14 protein-coding genes and 1 pseudogene are annotated in these 13,766 nt (G+C 61.5%); 5 read left to right on the forward strand and 10 right to left on the reverse strand.

All coding sequences use genetic code 11. The features are described from left to right. Positions 1 to 30 precede the first annotated feature (30 nt). The 8 genes from EB230_RS27975 to EB230_RS28010 all read right to left on the reverse strand — a co-directional run bounded on the left by EB230_RS27975 (position 31) and on the right by EB230_RS28010 (position 8,997). Positions 31 to 1,074: an NAD(P)-dependent alcohol dehydrogenase gene (locus EB230_RS27975; RefSeq protein WP_027045789.1), complete on the reverse strand. Its 1,044-nt coding sequence runs from the start codon at positions 1,072 to 1,074 to the stop codon at positions 31 to 33. A gap of 37 nt (positions 1,075 to 1,111) precedes the next feature. Beyond that, positions 1,112 to 2,743 carry a molecular chaperone GroEL gene (locus EB230_RS27980; protein WP_172374330.1) on the reverse strand — a complete coding sequence of 544 codons (1,632 nt, stop codon included), beginning with the start codon at positions 2,741 to 2,743 and terminating at the stop codon, positions 1,112 to 1,114. A 77-nt stretch (positions 2,744 to 2,820) separates the two neighbouring features. Further along, a complete protein-coding gene (locus tag EB230_RS27985; protein ID WP_172374331.1) occupies positions 2,821 to 3,618 on the reverse strand; it encodes an iron-sulfur cluster assembly protein in 798 nt (265 codons plus the stop codon). Positions 3,619 to 3,623: 5 nt separating this feature from the next. After that, positions 3,624 to 4,646: an amidohydrolase family protein gene (locus tag EB230_RS27990; protein WP_172374332.1), complete on the reverse strand. Its 1,023-nt coding sequence runs from the start codon at positions 4,644 to 4,646 to the stop codon at positions 3,624 to 3,626. A 75-nt stretch (positions 4,647 to 4,721) separates the two neighbouring features. Then, a complete protein-coding gene (locus EB230_RS27995) occupies positions 4,722 to 5,093 on the reverse strand; it encodes an MmoB/DmpM family protein (protein WP_056565037.1) in 372 nt (123 codons plus the stop codon). A gap of 17 nt (positions 5,094 to 5,110) precedes the next feature. Then, on the reverse strand, positions 5,111 to 6,169 hold the full coding sequence (locus EB230_RS28000; protein ID WP_172374333.1) for an aromatic/alkene monooxygenase hydroxylase subunit beta: 1,059 nt from the start codon (positions 6,167 to 6,169) through the stop codon (positions 5,111 to 5,113). A 47-nt stretch (positions 6,170 to 6,216) separates the two neighbouring features. Then, positions 6,217 to 7,278, reverse strand: coding sequence for a 2Fe-2S iron-sulfur cluster binding domain-containing protein (locus tag EB230_RS28005; protein ID WP_172374334.1), 1,062 nt, complete (start codon positions 7,276 to 7,278; stop codon positions 6,217 to 6,219). Between the two features lie 51 nt (positions 7,279 to 7,329). After that, entirely contained in the window at positions 7,330 to 8,997 is a 1,668-nt protein-coding gene (locus EB230_RS28010; protein ID WP_056565045.1) for an aromatic/alkene/methane monooxygenase hydroxylase/oxygenase subunit alpha, read from the reverse strand. 121 nt (positions 8,998 to 9,118) lie between these two features. Here EB230_RS28010 and EB230_RS28015 point away from each other — a divergent pair, with 121 nt between their 5' ends. The 5 genes from EB230_RS28015 (at position 9,119) to EB230_RS28035 (ending at position 11,708) form a co-directional block, all read left to right on the forward strand. Next, positions 9,119 to 9,322 carry a hypothetical protein gene (locus EB230_RS28015; RefSeq protein ID WP_172374335.1) on the forward strand — a complete coding sequence of 68 codons (204 nt, stop codon included), beginning with the start codon at positions 9,119 to 9,121 and terminating at the stop codon, positions 9,320 to 9,322. 245 nt (positions 9,323 to 9,567) lie between these two features. Then, positions 9,568 to 10,041, forward strand: a complete 474-nt coding sequence (locus tag EB230_RS28020) for a hypothetical protein (RefSeq protein ID WP_172374336.1) — start codon at positions 9,568 to 9,570, stop codon at positions 10,039 to 10,041. Next, positions 10,038 to 10,361 (forward strand): hypothetical protein, encoded by a 324-nt coding sequence (locus EB230_RS28025; RefSeq protein ID WP_056565051.1) that lies wholly within the window; start codon positions 10,038 to 10,040, stop codon positions 10,359 to 10,361. The genes EB230_RS28020 and EB230_RS28025 overlap by 4 nt, the downstream gene beginning before the upstream one ends. Further along, a complete protein-coding gene (locus tag EB230_RS28030) occupies positions 10,324 to 11,502 on the forward strand; it encodes a WD40 repeat domain-containing protein (protein WP_210261323.1) in 1,179 nt (392 codons plus the stop codon). The genes EB230_RS28025 and EB230_RS28030 overlap by 38 nt, the downstream gene beginning before the upstream one ends. Positions 11,503 to 11,534: 32 nt before the next feature. Next, complete coding sequence (locus EB230_RS28035) at positions 11,535 to 11,708, forward strand: hypothetical protein (RefSeq protein ID WP_171883328.1); 174 nt, start codon at positions 11,535 to 11,537, stop codon at positions 11,706 to 11,708. 12 nt (positions 11,709 to 11,720) lie between these two features. Here EB230_RS28035 and EB230_RS28040 read toward each other — a convergent pair. Further along, positions 11,721 to 12,663, reverse strand: a protein-coding gene (locus EB230_RS28040; protein ID WP_156394344.1) for an IS630 family transposase whose coding sequence is annotated in 2 segments (ribosomal slippage) — positions 11,721 to 12,326 and positions 12,328 to 12,663 — 942 coding nt in all. Because the reading frame shifts where the segments join, the coding sequence is not laid out codon by codon here. A 616-nt stretch (positions 12,664 to 13,279) separates the two neighbouring features. Beyond that, positions 13,280 to 13,761, reverse strand: a pseudogene (locus EB230_RS28045) (arginine deiminase family protein); the annotation flags it as partial. Between the last annotated feature and the right edge of the window lie 5 nt (positions 13,762 to 13,766).

Below are 13,766 nucleotides of genomic sequence, written 5' to 3' on the forward strand. Positions count from 1 at the left end.
ACTGGCCTGCGCCCGCATTCCGGCCGGGCGTCAGGGAACGATGACGCCGCGCCCGGTGAACCGCCGGTTCTTGAAATCGTCGAGTGCGGTGTTGATGCTGGCGAGATTGTATTCGGTGTAGTGCATCTTCACCTTGCCGTCGGCGTTGAGCTCCATCAGTTCGACAAGCTCGGTGAAATTGCCGACCAGGCTGCCGCCGATGTTGATCTCCTCGATGACGAGATGCGCGGTCGGCACATTGATGTTGCCGCCATAGCCGACGACAAACAATTGTCCGCCCTTGCGCACCATCTTCCAGCAGATGTTCTCGACGCCGAGTTCGCCGACGAAGTCAATGACCACATGCGCGCCGCCGCCGGTGATCTGGCTGACCTCCTCGACGACGTTTGGCCCGCCATCAAGGATGAAGTCGGCACCGAGATCCTTGGCCAGCACCCGTGCCGCCGGTTCTCGATCGACGGCGATGATACGGCAACCCGAGATCGCGTGCAGCGATTGCAGCGCGATGTGGCCGAGCCCGCCTATGCCGAGCAGCACGCAGTAACTCCCCGGCCGTAGCAGCTTGGCGGCGCGTTTGGCGGCGCGGTAGGCGGTGATGCCGGCATCGGCCAGCGGCGCCACCTCGATCGGCGTGATGTTGGCATTGAGCTTGATCAGCGAGCGTTCGCTGGTGATGAAGTATTCGGCGAAGCCGCCATTCATGCCAAGACCGGGGAATTGACCGTTGTCGCAATACATGTCCTCGCCATGGCGACAGTTGAGGCAGATGCCGCATGAGCGGAAAGGATGGCAGATCACCGCATCGCCCCGCTTGACCGATTTGACGCCGCTGCCGACCTCTTCGACCCAGCCGGCATTTTCGTGACCCATGATGTAGGGCAAAAGCGTGCCCTCCGGGTCCATGGTCGGCTTCCAAACACCCTCGATGATGTGCAGGTCGGTGCGACAGAGACCGGCGGCGCCGACCCGTACGATCACCTCGTCGGGCGCGGTGATTGTCGGCGCCTTGACCTCCTCGATCTTGAGCTGGACGTTCATCTTCGGGTCGTATTCGTAGAGTCTGGCAGCTTTCATGGTCGTATCCTTCAACGTCGGGATTGTCTGGATTGCTTCAGGCGCGGCCGAGCTTTTCCGAGCCGCCGCCACGCGCCGGACCGGCCGTCGGATCCTCATCCTCGGCGAGGTCGCCAATCAGCGTCTCGGTGGTCAGGATCAGCGTCGCCACCGACGCCGCGTTGGCGAGCGCGGTGTAGGTGACACGAACCGGATCGATGATCCCTGCCTCGAACATGTTCTGATAGGCGCCGGTCGATGCGTTGTAGCCATAGCCGCCGTTGATGCGTGTGACCTCGATCACCACGGCTTCGGGATCGGCGCCGGCATTGGCGGCGATGCGCCAGAGCGGTCGCGTCAGGACCGAGCGCACCAGGCGCACGCCCTCGGCGACGTCGCCGTCGACCCCGGCCGCCACCTTGTCGAGCAACGGCGCGATCTGTGCGAGTGCCGAGCCGCCGCCGGCGACCACACCCTCTTCGGATGCGGCGCGCACCGCATTCAAGGAATCCTCGATCAGCTGGATGGTCCGCTTCTGCTCGACCGGCGTGACGCCGCCGGCATAGAGGATCGCGGTGCCGCCCGAGAGCTTGGCAAGGCGTTCGCGCAGCTTGTCCTGGTCGATGTTCGGCTGCGAGGCTTCATACTGCCGCTGGACCTGAGCGCGGCGCGAGGCGATCGCCGCATGGTCGCCGCCGCCGCGAATGATCGAGGTGTAGGACGAACTGGTCTTCACCCGATCGGCGGTGCCGAGATCCTCGGCGGTGACATCCTCGAGCCGGCCGCCGAGATCGCGCGCGATCACCTTGCCGCCGGTGATGATGGCCAGATCCTCCATCATCGCCTTGCGCCAATGGCCATATTCCGGCGGATGAACGACGAGGTATCGTCCCGGCCCCTGCTTGCCGAGCAGCGTCACCACCACTTCCGGCGACATCTCCTCCGATACGATCAGCAAAGGCCGGCCATTCTCGTTGGCAATGCGGCGAACCGCATCGAGCTGTCCCGGCTCCTTGATCTTGAGGTCGGTCATCAGGATGTAGGGCCGATCGAGAACCGCCTCCATCTTCTCCTGATCGGTCACCATGTGATGCGAGAGATAGCCGCGTTCGAAGGACATGCCTTCGACGACGTCGAGCGTGGTCTCGGTGGTAACGCTGAAATCGGTGGTGATGACGCCTTCGGCACCCACCCGCTGATGCGCCTCCGCCACCAGGGCGCCAAGCCTGGCGTTGGTCGCCGCGATGTTGGCGACCGACGCCAGGATACCGTTGCCCTTGGCGGGTTTGGCGGAAGTCTTGAGCGCGGCGACCACCGCCGCCACGGCAAGGTCGATGCCCTTGCACAGATCGACGGATTTCACCCCGCGCTCGTTCGCTTCGACGCCGCCCTGGATCAGCGCATTGGCGAGCACGATGGCCGTCGTGGTGCCATCGCCGGCGACCTCGTTGGTCTGCATCGATACTTCGCGGACGACTTGCGCGCCCATGTTTTCGAAACGGTCGTGCAGCTCGATCTCGGAGGCGATGCTGACACCGTCGCGGGTCACCATCGGCGTGCCGATCGGCCGGTCGATCATGGCGTTCATGCCTTTGGGGCCGAGCGTCGGCTCGACGGCGGCGGCGAGCCGGAAGACGCCACGGGCGAGAGCGCGGCGGGCTTCGGAATTATGAAGCATTATCTTGGGCATGGTTCCTCCTTCCGCCTTACGGGCGGGTTGTTGGTTAGGGGCCTCGTGCAAGGGAGGCCGTTGCTGTCGGCTCTGCTTCAGGCGGTTGGTGCGACTCGCACCGGCACGCGATCCATGATGAAATCGACCAACGTTGGTTCGCCGTCGACCACATCCAGTTCCTTGTACCTGGTCTGCTTGAGTCCCCGGCACAGCGCGCCGTTGAACTCCATGTTGATGCGCACACCGCGCAATTCGGCGAGGTAGGCGCTGAGCGCGGCAGGCGGTACGGGTCGCCCTTCCCAGGTCACGAAGACGGGTTCGTCCGCCCTGCGGCCGGGAAAACGCTCGAGCAGGGCCGCCCGGTATCTCGGCTTCTGTTTGGCTGCCTCGCCCGGCTCGAAACGCGCGACGTCATATGCCGGCAGGTCCATGCCGAGGATTTCGCGATCGGTGAGACCGTGCGCCTTGAGGCCGCGCAGAAGTGCCTCCTGTCGCCGCCTGAAGGCCTTCATCGCGAAGGTTTCGCGCAAGGCGCCGAGATCCTGATCCTCGGCAAGCACGGCGAAGATGTCGCCGAACGCCTTGCCGGCCTCCATGCCGCGATTGACCTCTTCGGCGAACATGTGATCGTGCAGCTTGACGCGATAGGCCGGTGACCAGGAAAGCTGGTCGAGTGCCTTGCGCACACCGTCCAGCATCAGGAACGCGAAGTTGGGCGAGCACCAGTAGGTTGGCAGCCGGAAATCTATCTCCACGCTGCCATCGCCCTTCACCTCGCCCCGCTCAACGAAACCCATCTCGGTGATGGGTTCGTCGAGTTCAGGGTCATTGACCTCCCCAAGGCGCCGCCAGAGTTCCTTCTGGCGGTCGCCGGAAACGGTGGCGGTTGCCATGGCCCCTACTCCGCCGCGATGCTGAAGGGCGAGCTGGCGAGCGCCTTCTTCTTGGCTTCGATATCGATGTTGTAGAGACGAGCCACGTTGAGGCCGAGGATCTTCTCCTTGATCTCGTCGGTCAGCTGCACGCCCCGTTCGGCGGCGATGTCCTGCGGGATCTGGTAGGCCCAGAATTTCTCGACCAGCCAGCGCGGCGTCCAGATCGCGTAATCCGAGCCGAACAGGATCTTCTCCGGCCCGAGCCAGAACAGAAGCTCGGCGATGACCTCGCCGAAATAGCGCGGGCGTGCGTGGATGAAGGGCAGTGCCACCGCCAAGCCGCCATAGACGTTGGTTTCCTGCGTCGCGATCCAGCAGAAATCGTCGAGGCGCGGCAGGCCGCAATGCTCGATGATCCAGTTGAGGCCCTGGAAATCCGTCGCCGCATGGTCGACGTCATGAACGTCGAACGCATCCTTCGAGAGCGGCAGGATCGTCGGGCCCTTGTGGACGTGGATGTTCCTGATGCCGAGCTTGTCGCAGAGCTCGAAGCATTTGTAGGCATCGGGATCGGTGAGCTTCCAGCCCTTGGAGGCGCCGTTCCACTCGGCCGTGTACATCTTCACGCCCTTGACGTTGTAGGTCTCCTTGAGGAAGTGGATGTATTCCAGCGCCTTCTCGCCATCGCGCGGATCGAAGGCGCCGTTGACGATGAACCGCTCGGGATAGCGCTTGGCCACCTCGGCATTGCGCTCGATCGTGTTGAAGCCGTTCTTGTAGAAGTCCTTGAGATAGGTCGACTGGACGATCGCCACATCGTCGGGACCGTCGATGAACAGGTCGCGATAGAGATCATCGGCGCTGTATTTCTCGAACTTGCTCTTCTCCCACAGCTGCTCCTTCGGACTCAAGCCCGTGTGGTAGGCATAGAAGCACTCGATGAACTGCTTGCCGTGGATGTTCTTCTGGTTTTCCGGGCTGCCGTCCCAGAAATGGGTGTGGCCGTCGACTATGAAGATGTCCTTGCCTTCCGGTGTTCTGTACATGTTTTCCTCCGCAGCAATCGCGTTGATGGGTTGGGCGCGCCGCACCCGGCGGCGCGCCGGATTTTTTGGCGATGGCTATTCGATGTATTCGAACATCTCGTCCATGTTGCCGAACAGGATCACGGTGTTGTCGTCGACCCGAACCATGCGGCCGTAATGGGTGGAGGTATTGACCTCGAAGGTCTCGGCCGACATCTCGCGGCCGAGATATTCGCCGATCGCGTCCATCTTGAAGATCAGCTTGCCGTCGCCGTCGATGCGGATCAGTGCCGGCTGATAAGTGATGGTCACCCCAGGCTTCTGGCCCATGAATTCGGCGATGGCGCGTGCCTCGACCGAGTCGTTCATGGTGACGCCGCACTGATGCGAAATCGTCTGCTCGAAGGTGATATCCTTCATCGCCTTGAAGATGTTGGAATGCGTTGCGTCGCGTGCAGATAGTGACATGACGATTTTCTCCTGTTTCAGCGCTTGAGGCCGAGTTCGCCGAGGATCTGGCCAATCCGCTCCTCGGATTTGGCACGGACATCGACGAATGCGACGGGCTTGGAATGCGGCATCGACCAGATCGGCTGCAGGCCGGTGGCTGCCTTGTCGGCGAGTGCGCCGTGCTTCTTGACCCAGCCCTGGAAGAGCTTCTTGTTCGCCGCGCCGTATTTCTCGTCGTTGGCGAGCATGTGGATCAGGTCGATCGTGTTGGCGAGGTTGCGCTCGTAGTCCGCCTCGGCCGCCGAGATCACCGCGGGCGTAATGAAGTCATGGTTGGCGGCGGCGATCTGCATCAGGAAACCGGAGCGGAACGCCTCGCCAACCAGCGGCTCGAAGACGATGTTGATGGCGAAATACTGCTCGAGATAATCGGTCGCGCCCATGATGGTCTCGATCGCTTCGCGCGTGCCCTGCCAGTTCTTGTCCTCGAGCCAGGCCTTCTTGCCGAGTTCGTCGTCCCAGCCCGGCAGGTCCATGCCGATCTCGGCAAGGTAGAGCGTGATATCCTGGGCAAGCCGCAGCTTGTAGGACGAGTTGGTCAGCGTCGCGTTGTTGATCATCTGGGTGTAGCCGTAACGCTGCGCCTGCATCAGCGAGGTGCCGAGCCCGAATTCGGCATGTTTCCAGGCGCCGAGCTGCGTCTGCAGGATCTTGACCCAGGCCTTGTCGAAGGTCTTCGGCGCACCCGACTTGCGGGCATTGTTGATGACGCTCTGCACCATCGTCTCGATCTTCGACTGGCGCTGGTAGTGCGTGCGCTCCCACTCCTGGTCAGGGGCGCGGAAGGCATGCCAGTTGGAGCTCTGGGCGGCGGTGTTCTGCTTGACATAGGCGCCCTTGCCGTCGGCGAAAGAGATGATCCAGTCCTGGATCAGGTAGCGTTCCGGATCGGGCTGAACGTCGACCGTCATGTCCTCGTAGTGTGTGGCACGCTGGCCTTTCGGCTCGAAGTACCGGTATTTCCGGCTGTCGGAGTCGGCGAAGATCGCGGCACCAGCGGCTCCGGAACCGACTGAACTCGAGGTTGCAGGCATAGTCTCTCTCCCTTGTTGCAGTTGTGGTTGGCTTGGCACGACCGCCCTCAATGGGCCGGCGTTGCGCCTGCCGATGTGGTGAACTTGTCGAAGAAGATCCGCTCGGTCTCGAAGCCGTTCATGAACAGCACCGGCTGCAGCGCATCGATCATCGGCGGCGGGCCGCAGGCATGGACATCGCCCTGCCCGTCGACCGCCAGTTGCTTGAGCTTGGCATCGACACTCTGGTGCACGAAGCCACGCTCGCCTTGCCATTCGGCGTCGTCATTGGCGTGCGACAGCACGGGAATGAAGGTGACGTCGGAATGATTGCCGACCAGCTCGGCGATCCTGTCGAGATAGAACAGGTCGCTGCGGGTGCGGGCGCCGTAGAAGAAATAGACCGGACGTTTCTCGCCGCTCTTCAGGTGGTCGTTGAGGATCGACCAGATCGGCGACATGCCCGATCCGGCCCCGACCAGGATCAGTGGTCCTTGCCGTTCGTCGCGGCGGAAGCAGGTTCCGTAGGGTCCGACGACGGTGACTTCGGCTCCGGCCCTGATGCCTCCGGAATCGAGTTCTCCCGAGAACTTTCCTTCGGGGTATTTTTTGATGATGAAGGAGAGTTTTTGGGTTTGGTCCGGCGTATTTGCCATGGAGAACGAGCGCGTAATCGTCTCCCCTTTTTGCGTGGTAACCGTGATGTCGACATATTGCCCCGCCCAAAACTTCATCGGCGAGCCGAGTTCGATCTCGATGCCGCGAATGTCGTGGGTCAGCTGCTCGATGCGAGCAATCCGGCCCTTGTACGTTTTAACGGCGATCGCCTTCGCCAGAATCTCCTCGTCGTAGTTGAGAAGCTCGACCTCCAGGTCGGAGTAGGCGATGCAACGGCACAACAGGACGTGCCCGCTTTCCTTCTCCATGTCGTTCAGCGCGAAGGTCGAATATTTCAGCATGTCGACTTCGCCTTCGAGCAGCACGCTTTTGCAGGCCGAGCACTGCCCTTCCTTGCAGCCGTGCGGCAGCGCGATGCCCTGACGAAACGCGGCGTTGAGCACCGTTTCGCCATTCTCGACATCGAACTCGACACCGACTGGGCTGAGCCTGACCGTGTGGGTTTCCGACATACGGACCTCCAGTGAAAGCAAGGGGCGGGACGAACCCGCCCCCTGGCCTGATCAGTTGCAGGGATTGATGGTGAAGCCGGCCCGGTATTCGGCCAGATGCTTCTCACGGTCCGCGGGCGACATGGCACGCAGGGCGTTGAGCGGCGAACCGAGCGTGTTGCCGCGCACATCGTCAAGCGTCCACATCTCCTTGTCGTCGAAGCGCAGATGCGGTTGCGGAACCAGCGTCTTGCCGTCGGAGCGGACGAAGTTCAGGTCCTTGATGGCATCAGCCAGATCCCAGCCGTCATAGAGCGTCTCCCACTCGCGCTTGCCGCTGAAACGCCCCATCGCCGGCGTCGGACGGCCCTCATACTCGTCGTTGAAGGCGACCATCGTGGTCCAGCGGTCGAGCTCGTGAGCAAATGTGTAGAGTTCGCCGTTGATCTCGCCGACCACCATGTCCTCGCGGATCAGGCAGGGGACGAGGCAGGACCAGCAGCGGTGCGGATAGACGTAGCCGACGTCGCTGTTGAACAGCAGCACCTTCTCGCCCTTGTGGCTGAGCTTGGCGTACCATTTCCAGAAGTCGCCGAATTCGGCGTACCAGCCCGGATACTTGTGCTCGAACCACTCGAAGTCCTTGTCGGTCTGGGCCTCGATGCGCCAGAAATTGACCGGCCAGCCGACCGCGAAGAACTGCCCGACCTTGTGGACGTAGTTCTTCTTGGTGATGCGCTCCCAAGCCGCCTGGACGTCGTCGTGATGGACCTTGATGCCGTATTTCTCGAGCGGCAGCATGTAGGTGCGATAGTAGTCCTCGTAGATCCAGCGGTGCCACATTTCCGCGTAGGACTCCTTGTTCTTGTCGCGGTTGGTGGTGCCGTATTCGATGAAGGTGCCGATGGCGGCATCGACGATCGCGTGGTTCTGCCAGAAGGCGTAGCGCAGGTCGCGTTCGAGCAGCAGATGGTTCTCCGGCTCCTTGAGCGCCGCCATCAGCAGCGAATGGCCATTGCCGATATGCCGGCTCTCGTCCGACTGCACCGACAGGAAGACGGTCGGCAGCGCGTAGTCACCGTTGCGGGCGGCCTCCGAAGGCATGGCGACGAACAGTGTGTTGGTGAAGGCGGTCTCGGCCACCACGGTCAGGTACATGCAGGCGGCGGTCATCGTGTCGCCGGTGATGAAGCCTTCGGCGAACTGCCGGCCGATGGTGGTGGCATAGCACTTTCCGAAGGCTTCCTCGGTGATGTCGAAGCCGGCCGGATCGATGTAGTTCTCCATGTACCATTTCTTCAGATTCATCTGGATCGTCGAGTGACGGAACTCGTCGATCATCTGCATGGTGAAGCCGGTTCTGAGTTCCTCACCGGGCGCGATGCGGGCAACCATCGCCATCGATCGGGCGGCGGAGATTTCCGGGAAGGGAATGATGGCCAGGAAGAGCTTCATCCACTCGACCCAGCGCGGTTCGACGTTGCGGAACATGTCGCCGCGCAATGCCGCGTCGAGCGCGCCATAGACGCGGTTGTCCTTCTCTTCCTGCATCGGGAAATAGGACCGCAAAACCTGTTTCATCGGGTCGCGCGGCGTCTTGTTGATCTTGTAGTCGGTCGGAAACGTCATCGCTTCCTGCACGTAGGAAGGATTCCAGCCGAGGTCGGCAATCTTCTTGGTCGCCTCGCCGACGGAGATTCCGCGCTGCGAGGTAATCTTGTTGAGCGTCAGAGACGTCATGGTCATAAGCCTCCACCAGGTTTGAGCCGCGGGTCCCTTGACCCCGGCATGAAGCGGCACAAAACGCCGCCAGTGAGAGTGCGAACGGCATGACAAGGGGTCGCGCATCGAGGCGCGACTCATGGTCCAGCCATTCAAGTGGATCGCGGCAAAGGTTCTCGAGGCGTTTGCAGAAACCCGCGGCGCCAACCGCATGTGCGGTGGGCGTATCGAAGCGGAATGCGTCTCTGCTTCCTCCGTTCCTTCGTTCTTTTGGCACCGCGCCAAGCGCGATGGGCTTCTTATGAGAATGAGCAAAGCAAGCAGCGTGCCAGTTCCGGAATAGCACTCATGGCCGGGACTGAAAACAAGATCGCGACCCCTTCGGCGCGCAACCCCGAATTCGAATGTAACGTTTCTTTACACCTGTAACTTACGGCTGTAATATTTGGCGTGTATATTCGCACTCGCAACATATTTAGTTAGCAATTGCAGCAAATATCAAAATCAACATCACCTGTTTAATTATTCGTCTTTCTCTATTATTTGAAAGCCACAGCCCATCGACGGGCTTCGCGCTGGAGAAAGACCATGCCGAACGATGAAGACAGAAACGGGCCGCCCGGACCGATGTCCAGCCATGCCGACGGCATCGCCGGCGATCTTGTCAAGCTGATGCCCCGCGACCTGGTCTTCGTCATGCGTTTCATGGGCGAGAGCCAGCACCGCCTGCAGGCCCATTTCCAGGACTTCATCCGGGCCGAACTCACCGCCGGCGGCGTCACCTCGGAGACGCATCCGATGGTCCATCTGTTCATAGAAAGCCATGCGATCCTGTTGCGGGAATTCGTGTTTTCAGGTGTTTCGCTGACGCGTCAGTTCCGTGTCGAGGAGATCGAGCGCTTGACGGGCGACACGACGTCGATGATCCGCGTGGACATCTGGGACCAACTCAAAAGCCATATCGAAACGGCCGAAAAGCAGTTCCAGTCGCAGGCCGGCACGCTGCCCAAATTGCTCTCGGCTTTCGAAAAACCAGCCGGGCCTTTGGGGAGGGAAAAATGACCAAGGGATCCGAAACGGCCAGGCGTGGCGCGCTGCTTGCGCGCCGACTCGATCTTGTCGCCAGCGTCTCCGCTCTCACCGCGGAAGCGTTGCGGCTGAACCAGAAGCGCGCCGGCATCGAAATGGACGTGCTGCGCTTGGAGCTGGAAATCGGCAGAAGTGGGGCCAGTGCGCAACTGGTGCGGGACTTGCATGACGCAGAGCAGAGCGCGGCGGCAATCATGCAGGCATGCGCGGCGTGCGAACAACGCATTGTCGCGGCCGAAGATGATGTCGATGACGTTGATCGCCGGCTTGCCGCAACGACGAACAAGGACTGATGGGAGAGACAGCATGAACCAGCAGACGACGCAGAACCTGACCTTGTTCGATCTCTTGGCGCGCACCTGGCAGCGACCGTCGGCGATCGCGGAGCTGGGCTTCAGCGCCGACGGTTCTGCTGTCGCTTTCACTTCGGTGGACGGAACCGTCGCCATTGCCGCGGTCGCGGACAACGAGCCGCCGGAAGCGCGGATCCGGGTGAGCAACGATCTCGGCCAGACGACGATCCGCCCCCGGGAAAAGCCCCCATTGCCATTGATTGCCACGGCGGCATTCGCGGAGGGCGACGTCCCGCTCGCCACCCATCCGCATTCCGGCTTTCTGGTTGGCGCGGCCAGCGGCGAGGTGCTGCATCTGACCGCCGGCGGTGAAGTCGCGAACCCCCTGATCAGAATAGACGGGCCGATCGTCGCGATCGACCACAGCGCGAGGGCTGGCACGACAGCGGTCAGCAACGGGCATGATGTATTCCTCTCGCAGAGCGAAAGCGGCACCACGCGACTGGAACGCGATGTGACATCGTCGACGGATTGCCTTGCCTTCTCGCCAGGCGGCCGGGGCCTTGCCTTGGGCCTTGGCGAGGGGCTGTCGATCTGGGCGATCGAAGACGACGCGGCCCTGATACGCGATGTTTCCCTCCCGGCACGCCCGGTGTCGATCCGATGGAATCGTGACGGCACGTGGCTGGCCTGCGGGCTGGAGACAGGAGGCCTTGGCCTGGTCAGCATCGCCGGTGGCCAAGCTGACATCGTCGAGGGATTCCCCTCGCCTGTTCGGACCGTGTGCTGGAGCTCGCCGGCAAATGCGCTGTTTGCCTCGGGCGCGTTCCGGATCGCCGGCTGGTCGATGACAGCCCCGCCGGTTGGTGGCGAAACCTCGGGTGCATTGGAAACGGGTCGCGCCGGGCTGGTTCTGGTCGAGGTGGTGGCGGCACACCCGGAAAAGAAGCTGATCGCGGCCGGCTACGCCAATGGCCGCATCACCGTCGCCCAGGTCGGCATGCGTGACGAGCTCCTCGTCAGGCCGCTGGGCAGCGCGGTAACCGCGCTTGCCTGGTCGGGCGATGGTCGACATCTGGCGATAGGCGCCGTCGACGGCACCGCCGCGATCGTCACCTTCCCCGCGCAGATGTTCAAATAGCGGACGCTGTCCGCATGACACAGGAGGATGAAATGCAGACCGAACTCACCGCAGAGGACAAAAGCAAGGACGATTTTTTCGAACGGCTTGCCAATCTGTCGGAAGAAATGGTGGCCAAGCATGGCAAGGATTTCAGCATGGGCGCGCTGGTACTGGCCGCCCGCTGGATCGCCGAGAACCGCGTCGGCAAGCTAAAGACCAACTAGAGCGTGTTTCACTTACATTGAAGCATATCCAGCGTTGACGAGATAGTTGGCGCATTCAGCGGGTTGAAAGCTTTCGAGGAGTGTTCCGATACGTCGCCATGTGGCCTCGACGGTCCGTTCTGAAGCCTTTCGCATGAGGTGCTTGAGCTTGGCGAAGACCTGCTCGATCGGGTTTAGGTCTGGACTGTAGGGTGGCAGGTAGAAAAGCTTGGCTCCGGCCGCGCGAATGGCACGACGAATGGCTTGCCCCTTGTGACTTCCAAGATTGTCCATGACGACGATGTCACCGGGCGAGAGCGTCGGCACGAGGAACTGCTCAACCCAGGCCGCAAAGCTTGCACCGTTGATGGGACCATCAATGACGCAGGGCGCGTCGATGCGCTCGCAGCGCAGCGCGGCCAGGAAGGTCAGCGTGCGCCATTTGCCATGCGGAGCCTTGGCGACCAATCGGTGCCCACGAGGCCCCCAGCCTCGTAGCGGCGCCATGTTGGTTTTTGCCCAGGTTTCGTCGATGAACACCAGGCGCCGTGGATCAAGCCTGCCTTGATACTTCCTCCATTGTGCCCGGCGCCGCGCAATCGCCGGCCTGTCCTGCTCGCTGGCGAACAGCGTTTTTTTTGAAGCTGAACCCGGCCTCCTTCAGCACCCGCCACACCGACACCGGGGCTGCCACGATGCCGCGCTCGGCAAGCTCCGCCGACAGCGCTCGCACGCTCACATGCGACTGTGAGGCTACCCGCTCCAGCAGCCACACGCGATGTGGCTCCAAATCCCGGCCGGATTGACGCCCCATGCGCAACGCCGATGCGCTTCCGCTCAATCGTTGGCGTTGCGACCACTTCACAACACTCGCCACGCTCACCCCGAACAATGCAGCCGTTTCCCGGCATGTCCGGCCAGCCGCAACCGCTGCCGCAACGCGCTCACGAAGATCGTTTGAATAGGGTCTTGGCATCCGATGCTGGCCTCCGCCCAGCCAGCATCTTGAATCACAAAATCACCTCGGCGTGAATCCCAACCGATTCAAATCAACAGCAACACGCTCTAGAGCAATTACAGGAAAGCGTGAATGGCTTCCCAGGGAATTGCGTAAAAACAAATAGCTGGAGCAGTTTGCCGTTTCCGTCAAATGGTGAACCGCCCCAGCCGGGGAAAGCGAAGGTCAGGGCAGTGACGTCGACCAGTCCCGGACGATCGGACGGCTTGCCGAAGCGTGGTCATCGAGCGCGGTTTTTATAGGCTTCAAGCTTCAGCAATCTTGCGCCTTCTTTATTCTCCGAACGATTTTATGGCTCTGAGTTAGAGCTATCATCTTGAATTATTTACTATTTCAACAGGCGACGCATGAGCGGGAAGTCCAAAAAATGTGTGCCCGGTCTCTGATTCACCTGCGCTCCAGCCCAAGCCCGAAACGGTGGAATCGTAAGCGCGCCAGAAGCCGCCCGATAAAGGCCCGCGCACTTATGGGTTGACAGGATGCCGCCGCGGCCTCTTGCGCACCGGGAGTGTCGAGTTGGGCCATGTTCCCACCTCGACCGGCTCAACAACGTCCGCGTCTTGATCCTTGACGGTCAATAATCGACGACGTCGCGGATGATCGGGCGGGTCATGCAGTGACCACCTCCACGTCCACGCCTGAGCTCGGCACCGGTGATGGTGATGACCTCGATGCCTTCCTTGCGAAGCAGCGTGTTGGTGTAGGTATTGCGATCATAGGCGAACACCACGCCTGGCGAGGCACAGACAAGGTCGGCGCCGCTGTCCCACTGGGCGCGCTCACGCATGTAGTCGTTGCCGCTGGTTTCAACGACGCGCATCCTTTTGAGACCAAGCGCATCACGCACCGTCTCGACGAAACTGCCCTTGTCCTTGTGGAGTTCGACGCCGCCCTTCCCGTCGGGGCGATAGGAGAATGCATCGATGCCATCGACGATGTCCGTATACAGCAGGACACAGTCATGATCGGCAAGGTGAACACCGTGTCGAGGTGCATCGCCGCGCGTAGCATGGGAATTGCTGCCACGTCAGATGCGCTCGGTCTATCCGATGATCCAAGAC

Source organism: Mesorhizobium sp. NZP2234 (genome assembly GCF_013170765.1).
Lineage (GTDB): Bacteria > Pseudomonadota > Alphaproteobacteria > Rhizobiales > Rhizobiaceae > Mesorhizobium > Mesorhizobium loti_D.

Coding starts and splice junctions, on each gene's coding strand:
- EB230_RS27980 (WP_172374330.1), bottom strand. CDS start 2,743: ATGCCCAAGATAATGCTTCATAATTCCGAAGCCCGCCGCGCTCTCGCC.
- EB230_RS28020 (WP_172374336.1), top strand. CDS start 9,568: ATGCCGAACGATGAAGACAGAAACGGGCCGCCCGGACCGATGTCCAGC.
- EB230_RS27975 (WP_027045789.1), bottom strand. CDS start 1,074: ATGAAAGCTGCCAGACTCTACGAATACGACCCGAAGATGAACGTCCAG.
- EB230_RS28015 (WP_172374335.1), top strand. CDS start 9,119: ATGGTCCAGCCATTCAAGTGGATCGCGGCAAAGGTTCTCGAGGCGTTT.
- EB230_RS28005 (WP_172374334.1), bottom strand. CDS start 7,278: ATGTCGGAAACCCACACGGTCAGGCTCAGCCCAGTCGGTGTCGAGTTC.
- EB230_RS27995 (WP_056565037.1), bottom strand. CDS start 5,093: ATGTCACTATCTGCACGCGACGCAACGCATTCCAACATCTTCAAGGCG.
- EB230_RS28000 (WP_172374333.1), bottom strand. CDS start 6,169: ATGCCTGCAACCTCGAGTTCAGTCGGTTCCGGAGCCGCTGGTGCCGCG.
- EB230_RS27990 (WP_172374332.1), bottom strand. CDS start 4,646: ATGTACAGAACACCGGAAGGCAAGGACATCTTCATAGTCGACGGCCAC.
- EB230_RS28010 (WP_056565045.1), bottom strand. CDS start 8,997: ATGACGTCTCTGACGCTCAACAAGATTACCTCGCAGCGCGGAATCTCC.
- EB230_RS27985 (WP_172374331.1), bottom strand. CDS start 3,618: ATGGCAACCGCCACCGTTTCCGGCGACCGCCAGAAGGAACTCTGGCGG.
- EB230_RS28025 (WP_056565051.1), top strand. CDS start 10,038: ATGACCAAGGGATCCGAAACGGCCAGGCGTGGCGCGCTGCTTGCGCGC.
- EB230_RS28035 (WP_171883328.1), top strand. CDS start 11,535: ATGCAGACCGAACTCACCGCAGAGGACAAAAGCAAGGACGATTTTTTC.